General features: G+C 61.5%; 3 protein-coding genes. All 3 read left to right on the top strand.

Annotated elements, in window-relative coordinates; translation table 11 throughout:
- The first annotated feature begins 102 nt into the window (after window positions 1-102).
- Window positions 103-1,251, top strand: coding sequence for an integrase core domain-containing protein (locus BFP99_RS16325; RefSeq protein ID WP_065924691.1), 1,149 nt, complete (start codon window positions 103-105; stop codon window positions 1,249-1,251).
- A 463-nt stretch (window positions 1,252-1,714) separates the two neighbouring features.
- Window positions 1,715-3,436, top strand: a complete 1,722-nt coding sequence (locus BFP99_RS16320) for a ShlB/FhaC/HecB family hemolysin secretion/activation protein (protein WP_065947708.1) — start codon at window positions 1,715-1,717, stop codon at window positions 3,434-3,436.
- A gap of 29 nt (window positions 3,437-3,465) precedes the next feature.
- On the top strand, window positions 3,466-8,900 hold a 5,435-nt coding region (locus BFP99_RS16315; RefSeq protein WP_065947707.1), incomplete at its 3' end, for a two-partner secretion domain-containing protein.

Here is an 8,900-nt window from a genome sequence, read left to right as displayed (position 1 = left end):
GTGGGAGGGGGCTTGCCCCGGTACAAACCGGGGACATCGTTTACATTTCTAACCGGGGACATGGTTTACAGGCTAATACGCATGATCAGGAGGTAACTGATCATGCCCTGGAACCAAGAGTCCCCCATGAATCAAAGAATCAAGCTGGTAGCTGATTGGCTTTCTGGCAACTTCACCAAAAGCCAGTTGGCACGCCGCTTTGACGTTAGCCGACCTACCGTCGATAAGTGGATTGCCCGGCACGACGGCGATTTGAGGTCTTTATCCGAACTGTCCCGGCGACCTCACAACAGCCCAAATAAAACCGACGACGAGATTTTGGCCCGTGTAGTCGCGATGAAGGAGGCTCACGATAAATGGGGGCCGAAAAAGCTTCTCGAGCTATTACGGCTGGAAGATCCCTCCGTCACCTGGCCCTCTCCAAGTACGGCCGGTCAATGGCTTGACCGACTTGGGCTCGTCAAAAAGCGGCGCTTCAAACGCCGACACAGCATTTCCCACGCACAAATGCGAAAGGCCGACGAACCTAACAAGACGTGGTGTGCTGACTACAAAGGGCAGTTCAAGATGCTTAATGCTCAGATGTGCTTCCCTTTGACCGTCACAGACCATGCGTCGCGGCTGATTTTAGCGTGCAGGGCCCATCCCAAGATCATGACCCAGCCTGTAAAACAGGCCTTTGAGAGGCTTTTTCAGGAGTACGGCATGCCGGAAGTTATCCGTTCGGACAACGGGGTACCGTTCGCCTCTCCTGGCCTGGCAAGAATATCCACACTGGCAGTTTGGTGGATTCGGCTGGGTATTTATCCCGAGCGAACCATGCCGGGAAGACCCGCCCAGAATGGTCGCCATGAACGAATGCACCGTAGCTTGAAACTTGAGTTGCCCTTAGGGAAAAACTTAGTCGAGCAGCAGCTTTTGCTGGAGCATTTCAGGCATGAGTTTAATTACGTACGCCCTCACGAAGCGCTCGGCATGAAACGTCCGGGAGACTTGTATGTGCCGTCCACCCGAATTTATCCAGGATGCTTGCCCGATGTGGAATATCCGGCAGAAATGAAAGTTCGAAGCGTCAGGCAGGACGGATCGATCAAGTGGAACGGCAAGTTGGTATTTATCAGCGAGGCGCTGTCCGGGGAAAGGATAGGGCTCAAAGAAGCTGAAGATGAAGCTTGGGATTTGTACCTGTGTGATTATCCCTTGGGGAGGCTTGGACGAGGTATGACCCGCGTCCAGGCCTCAAATGTGTAAACGATGTCCCCGGTTTCAGATGTAAACGATGTCTACGGTTCTACACCCCGATTGCGGTGGATCAGCTAATGAATACTTGGCTGACACCCCTATCGGGAGCAAGTCGAATCGTCGCACCGCCCCCCACATGGGGCTCTTACCCTGCCGATCCCGATTATTGCGATCCAATTCACAAAACTCCCGCGAACTTATCTGCTTTTTTCGGTACTAACTTATCTCGGCAAGAACTTGATGGCCAAGTAATGGCAACTTATAAGTTCTCCGACGAATCGCTATCAGAACAGCTGCCGCCTGTCGGAATAATATTTCCAGTGTCAGGCCGTGTATCTTTTTGATGATTTTTTATTGTTATTAATCAATGTGTTGCGTGAATAACTAGCGCGAACATGCAACTGACTCTGTTTCTTGGGTTACTGCTAGTTCGATGTTAGTTTCGCGGCCCCTGATTTTCGACGGACCGAACATGTCTTTTTTATTGCCACGGACTCGGTATTTGCTATGCACTTTGCTGCTTGCTTATTTGAGCGGCAACAGTGCCTTGGCCGCCCCTACGCCGGGGGATCAGGACCTTATCCGCGACCGCCAGAACCGGCTTCTCGAAGAGCAGCGTCGGCGCCTGGAAGAGCTCCAGGACCTGCCCGGCAAGAGCAATCAGCCACAGGCCCCGGCACAGCCTGCTGACACCCGCTGCTTCCCCATCCAGGACATCGAACTCAAGGGCGCCGACAGCCTCTCCGCAGCCGACCGTACCCGCCTGCTCAAACCCTATATCGGCCAATGCCTGGGCGTTACGCAGCTCAATGAACTGCTCAAGGTCATCACCGATTACTACATTGCCAAGGGCCGCGTCACCAGCCGGGCCTACCTGCCGCAACAGGACCTTTCCAGCGGCCACCTGCAAGTGCTGGTGGTCGAAGGCAAACTTGAAGGCCTGAAGGGCGCCCAGGGCAGCACGGTCACCGACCGCGAGCTGGCCATGGCGTTTCCCGGCAAGGTTGGCGAGGCCCTCAACCTGCGCGAAGTCGAGCAACTGGTGGATCAACTGAGCCGCTTGCCGTCCAAACAGGCGCAAATGGAACTGACCCCCGGCACCCAGATCGGCGGCAGCGAAGTGCTGGTCAAAAACCAGCCGCAAAAACCCTGGCGCGCCAGCCTGTCGCGCAACAACGACGGCCAGAAAAGTACCGGCGAACAGCAGTGGGGCGCTGGCCTGGAATGGGACAGCCCGCTGGGCCTGGCCGACCAACTGATCCTGCGCGGCGGCCACGATGCCATCAGCGACCACCAGAAAACCTCGAAAAACAGCATGCTCTACTACAACGTGCCGTGGGGCTGGTGGAACTTCAGTTACACCTACAGTGAGAGCGATTACCGCACGCCGGGCAGCGTCGATGACTTCAAATACAAGCAATGGGGCGACAGCCAGAATCACCAGCTGCGCGCCGAGCGTGTGGTGCATCGCGATGACGTGAGCAAGACGTCGGTCAATGTCGGCCTCACTCATTTGCGCACCAACAACTACATCAACGACACACGCCTGGGCGTCAGCAGCAACCGCCTCAGCGAATTCCAGGTGGGTATCAGCCACGGGCGCCGTATCGGCAGCGCGTTCGTCAACCTTGATGTGGGCATGCAAAACGGTATCGGTGCCTTCGATGCGCAAAAGGATGAGCAGACCCGTATCCGCGGCAACCTCACGCCCACGCCGCGCTACCGCAAATACACCGCCACCCTGAGCTACCTGCAGCCGTTCACGCTGTGGGGCGAGTCATTGAGTTTTTCCAGCCTGGCCACCGGGCAGCGCAGTGAAGACGTGCTGTACGCGCCGCAACGCATGAGTCTTGGCGGCTCGTACTCGGTGCGGGGTTTCAAGGACCAGCAGTTGAACGGCGACAGCGGCGGCTACTGGCGCAACGAAGTGCGTTGGGCGCGCCCGGTGACCCTCGACTGGATGCGCCCGGCCTTCGCCGAGTACGGCGCCAGCGTCGGCTACGACCAGGGCGTGATTCGCAACGATCGCTACAACGATGACCAGCACGGCCGGGTATCGAGTAACTCCCTGGAGCTGTTTGCCCGTGGCAAGCACGTCAGCACCAGCGTGACGTTTGCCCATTCGCTGGAAAGGCCTGGCGTCGTGACCGAGCGCGAAGCGCCGATTTATTTCCGCCTGGATTTCTTCCTGTAATTCAACACCGCTGCCTTGAGATTTTGAATATGGACGTTCGCCCTGTTACTGCCCTGAAAAGCCTGAGCCAACGCGGCCTGGCCCTGATCCTGGCCAACGCGTTGTTCTGGCAGCCGCTGCTGGCCCAGGCCGAGGGTATTGTGGTCAGCGGCCCCGGCACTACCCTCGGGCAGGCGGGCAACGGCGTTCCGGTGGTGAACATCGCCACGCCCAATGGCAGCGGGCTGTCCCATAACCAGTTCAAGGACTACAACGTCGGTCCCAACGGCGTGATCCTCAACAACGCCACGGGCATGGTGCAGAGCACGCAGCTGGGCGGGATCATCGTCGGCAACCCGAACCTCAAGGGCGGCGCTGCGAATGTCATCCTCAACGAAGTCAACGGCGGCAGCCCCAGCCAGTTGCGCGGCTACACCGAAGTGGCGGGGCAGTCCGCCAAGGTCATCGTGGCCAACCCGTATGGCGTGAGCTGTAACGGTTGCGGCTTTATCAATACCCCCAACGTCACCCTGACCACCGGCAAGCCGATTCTTGACCAGACCGGGCGCCTGGACCGCTACCAGGTGGATGGCGGTGCGGTGACCATCGACGGCCAGGGCTTGAACGCCAGCAACGTCGACCGCTTCGAGATCATTACCCGTTCGGCCAAGATCAACGCCAAGATCAATGCGCGCCAGCTCACCGTGATTGCCGGACGCAATGACGTCGACGCCCAAAGCCTGAAAACCACCGCGCGCGCCGACGACGGCAGCACCAAGCCGGAACTGGCCATCGACTCGTCGGCCCTGGGCGGCATGTATGCCGGTGCGATCAAACTGGTGGGCACCGAAGCCGGCGTGGGTGTGAAGCTCGACGGCACACTGGCAGCCAGTGGTGGCGATATTCAGCTCGACGCCAACGGCCACCTGAGCATGGCCCAGGCCGCCGCCAGCGGTGCGGTGGACATCAAGGCCGCGAGCCTGGAGACCAAGGGCGCCGTGTACGCGGGCACCACCCTCAAGGCACAGACCAAGGGCACCCTGAAAAACAGCAAGACCCTCGCCGCCCGCGACAGCATCACACTGACCAGCAACGGCCAACTGACCAACAGCGGCATCGTCGAGGCCGGGGTCAACGCCGATAACACGCGCAACACCGTCGGCGACGTCAAGCTCGAGGCCCAGCACATCAGCAATACCGGCACGGTGATCGCCAATCGCGAGTTCGGCGCCACCGCCAATACCCTGGACAACCAGGGCGGTACCATGAACGCCAAGCAGGTGTTGAACGTCACCGCCGCCAGCGTAGACAACCGCAACAACGGTCGCCTGCTCAGCGACGGCACGCAGACCCTCACCGTCAGCGGCCTGCTGGACAACAGCCAGGGCGGCATCATCGACAGCACCGGTGCCTTCACCCTGCACGGCGATACCCTGGACAACAGCGCCGGCAGCCTCACCGGTGGCGGCGCAATCACCCTGGACCTGATCGGCGACCTGATCAATCGCAATGGCAAGCTGGCGAGTGCCGGCCCGTTGCTGATCCAGCGCGCCGCCCACGTTGACAACCAGGGAGGCAAGCTCGCCAGCCAAGGTTTGCTGACCCTGTTCGCCAACAGCATCGACAATCGCAACAACGGTACCCTGGCCGCCAACGATGGCCTGACCCTGACCACCAGCGGCCTGCTGCAAAACGGCGGCAACGGCCTGATCCACAGTGAAAAGTCCGGCGTGACCCTCACCGCCGGCACCCTCGACAACGACGGTGGCCGCATCGCCGCCAAAGCCGGTGATGCGCAGATCGACGCCACTGACTTCAACAACGGCAGCGGCGCGCTGTTTGCTCGGGATCGCGTGCACCTGACCGGTATGAATGTGGATAGCGGCGGCGAGATCGCCGGCAACCGGATCGACGTCAGCCTGACCGGGGCCCTGGTTAACCGTGGCCTGATCGAGAGCGCCACCGCCCTCGACGTCGACACTGCCAGCCTCACCAACAGCGGCCAGATGCGCGCCCTCGGCACCACCGGCAAGACCCGCTACGCCATCGGCGGCCTGCTCAACAACAGCGGTAGCCTCGAGACCGCCAACGACCAATTGAGCCTCGCCGCCACCCGCTTCCAGAACACCGGCGGCAAGGTATTGCACGTGGGCACGGGTGCACTCGACCTCAGCGGCATCAGCCTCGACGATGTCGGCGGTAGCCTGGTGACCAATGGCGACCTGATCCTCGATAAAGCCAACTGGACCAACAGCACCGCGATCCAGGCCGGGCGCCTGACCGTCAACGTCGATAACCTGCAACAGACCGCCACCGGCAAACTGCTCGGCATCCGCGCCCTGGTCGGCAGCGGCAAGGACTGGACCGTGGGCGGCAGCGTCGCCAGCCAGGGCAGCCTGGATCTTTCGGTGGACAACCTGCTCAACGACCACGGCCTGATCTTCAGTGGCGGCGACATGAACCTCAAGGTCGACCGCCTGAAAAACCTCGGCGCCGCGATCTACGCCATGGGCAACCTGCGTGTCGATCGCGACGGCCAGGGCGGCCTGGCCACCAGCATCATCAACAGCTCGGGGACGATCGAGAGCGAGCGCAACCTGATCCTGGCGGCCAGCACGATCCAGAACATCCGTACTGTGCTCACCACCGAGTCCGGCATCTACAGCGCCTCCATCACGCCCATCGCCTGTATCGACGGGGTGACCGGTGGCGACTGCGAAGGCGGCAAGCAGAACCGGCCGTTCCAGATTACCCAGCGTGATCACTTCATCGTCAGCGATGCCACGGCAGCGTCCAGCATTACCTCGGGCGGCAACATGCTGCTCACCGGCGGCGAGCTGCTCAACAGCAGCAGTAGCATCGCCGCCGGCGGCAACCTCACGGCCATCGTCAACCAACTCACCAACGTCGGCGTCGTGACCCACGATACCCAGTATGACCGCGTCTTTACCTCAGCCCGCGAGCGCAAGCCCGGAGGCTGGTACCGTGAAGCCGCGGCCTTCACTCAACGCTATTCGGCAGGCCAGGACATGACCGGCGTCGAAGCCGGCCTGGCGTCGTTCATTGGCAAAATGGAGAGCGAAAAGACCGACCTGCGCAAAACCACGCAGCTGATGGTGCCCGACCAGAGCTACGCCGCCGTGATCCAGGCCGGTGGCAGTGTGGACGTGAGAGCCCAGGCCGGCATCGACAACAGCGTCGTGCAAGGTGGCTACACCTACGTCGGCAGCGGCGCCAACACCAAGGCGCCGGGCTACTCGACCCTGGTCAGCCTCAACGCGCAACTGCCAGCGGACGTTGCCCAGCAACAGGCCAACCCGCTGGGCCTGCCCGGCTTCGACCTGCCCACCGGCCAGAACGGCCTGTTCCACCTCAACGACAGCGATGGCGCCAAAGGCCTGCCCACCAGCCAGTTCGCGGCCAACCCGCACAAGTACCTGATCGAAACCAACCCGCTGCTCACCGACATGCGCCAGTTCATGAGCTCGGACTACATGCTGACCAAGCTCGGCTACGACCCCGACACCGCGCAACGTCGCCTGGGCGATGGCTTCTATGAACAACGCCTGATCCAGCAAGCCGTGCTCGCCCGCACCGGCCAGCGCTTCATCGATGGCCAGACCAGCGACGCCGACCTGTTCAAGCACCTGATGGACAACGCCATCAGCAGCAAAAGCGCCCTGAATTTGTCCGTAGGCGTGAGCCTCACCGCCGAACAAGTCGCTGCCCTGACCCACGACATCGTGTGGCTGGAAAACGCCACCGTCGCCGGGCAACAAGTGCTGGTGCCGGTGCTGTACCTGGCCCAGGCGAATAACCGCCTGGCACCCAACGGTGCATTGATTTCCGGCACCGACGTCAACCTGATCACCGGCAGCCACCTCAACAACGCCGGCACCTTGCGCGCCACCGGCAACCTGCTGGCGAACGTCGGCAGCAACCTCACCAACAGTGGGTTGATGGAAGCCGGTGGTCGCCTCGACCTGCTCAGCGGCAACAACCTGACCAACCGCGCAGGCGGTGTGATCAGCGCGGGCAACGTCAACCTCGCCGCCGGCGCCGACCTGCTCAACGAACGCAGCGTCACCACCCACGAAAGCGCCAGCAGCTACCGCACCGAACGCAGCGACTTCGTCGACAGCGCCGCGCGCATCGAATCGGCCAACGATCTGGCCATGCAGGCTGGCGGCAACATCAACAACGTCGGCGGCGTGCTCAAGAGCGGTGCCGATGCCACAGTCAAGGCGGCGGGCGACGTCAACATCACCGCCTCGAAAAGCCTCGACAGCGGCGCCATCGGCAACCGCTCCAGTTTCACCACCATCGCCCAGCAAGGCTCGGTGGTCGAGGCCGGCCGCGACCTGCATGTGATTGGCGGCCGCGACATCAGCGCCGTGGCCAGCCAGGTCAATGCCAAACGCGACGTCAACCTGATTGCCACCCGCGACCTCAACGCCTTCGCGGCGGCCAACGAGCAGCACTCCACGACCAACACGAAAAAGGTCAAGAGCATCGAAGACCACGTGCAGCAAGTGTCCAGCGTGATCAAGGCCGGCGGCGACGCCACCCTGAGCGCCGGGCAGAACCTGCAACTGGTCGCCAGCCAGGTCAATGCCGGCAACGAGGCGTACCTGGTATCCGGCAAAAACCTCGAGCTCAAAGCCGCGCAAGACCAGGACTACAGCTTCTACAGCAAGACCAAGAAAACCTCCCAGGGCAAGAAATTCCGCCTGGATGAAACCGACGTCGTGAACAACGTCGGCAGCCTGGTCAGCGCGGGGACGAACAGCACCGTCGTCGCCGGTGCGGACCTGCTGCTGGCCGGCAGCGCCGTCACTGCCGAAAAAGGCGCTACGCAACTGGTGGCCGGCCAGGACGTGAACATCCTCGCCGTCAGCAACGCCGACAGCGCCCGCCACGAACGCAAGGAAAGCAAAAGCAGCTGGGGCGGCCTGAAGTCGAGCAAAGTCCAGGACAAAGTCGACGAAAAACGCACCACCGCCCTGGGCAGCATGGTCTCCGGCGAAACCGTCACCGTCGCCGCCAAACGCGACGCCACGGTCACCGGTTCCAACCTGGTCAGCACCGGCGACCTCGCCGTCCAGGCCGGCCGTGACCTGACCATCGACGCGGCGCAGAACACCTTCGCCCGCACCGACATGCACAAGGAAAAAAATCGCGACCTCACCGGCGTGCTGACCGGCAACAAGCTCGGTCTGGACGACATGACCGGCAACCAGAAGCTGTACATCAACAGCTCGAAGCGCAACGGCACGGCCAATGAAATGACCTTGACCGGCAGCACGATTGGTTCGAGCGCGGGCAATGTGTCGTTGACGGCGGGGCGTGAGTTGAAGGTGGTGGCCAGTGATCTGGTGAGCACCAAGAACATGGAGTTGAGTGGGGCTGATGTCACCGTTACTTCGGGGATGGAGACGGCCAGTCAGACCAGTAAGGACAGTTCCAAGAGCTTGGCGGTTGGGCG

Source organism: Pseudomonas sp. 1 R 17, assembly GCF_900067035.1.
Taxonomy (GTDB): Bacteria; Pseudomonadota; Gammaproteobacteria; order Pseudomonadales; family Pseudomonadaceae; genus Aquipseudomonas; species Aquipseudomonas marginalis.
Note: the sequence above shows the minus strand (reverse complement) of the source record. Positions and strands in the feature narration are given on the sequence as shown.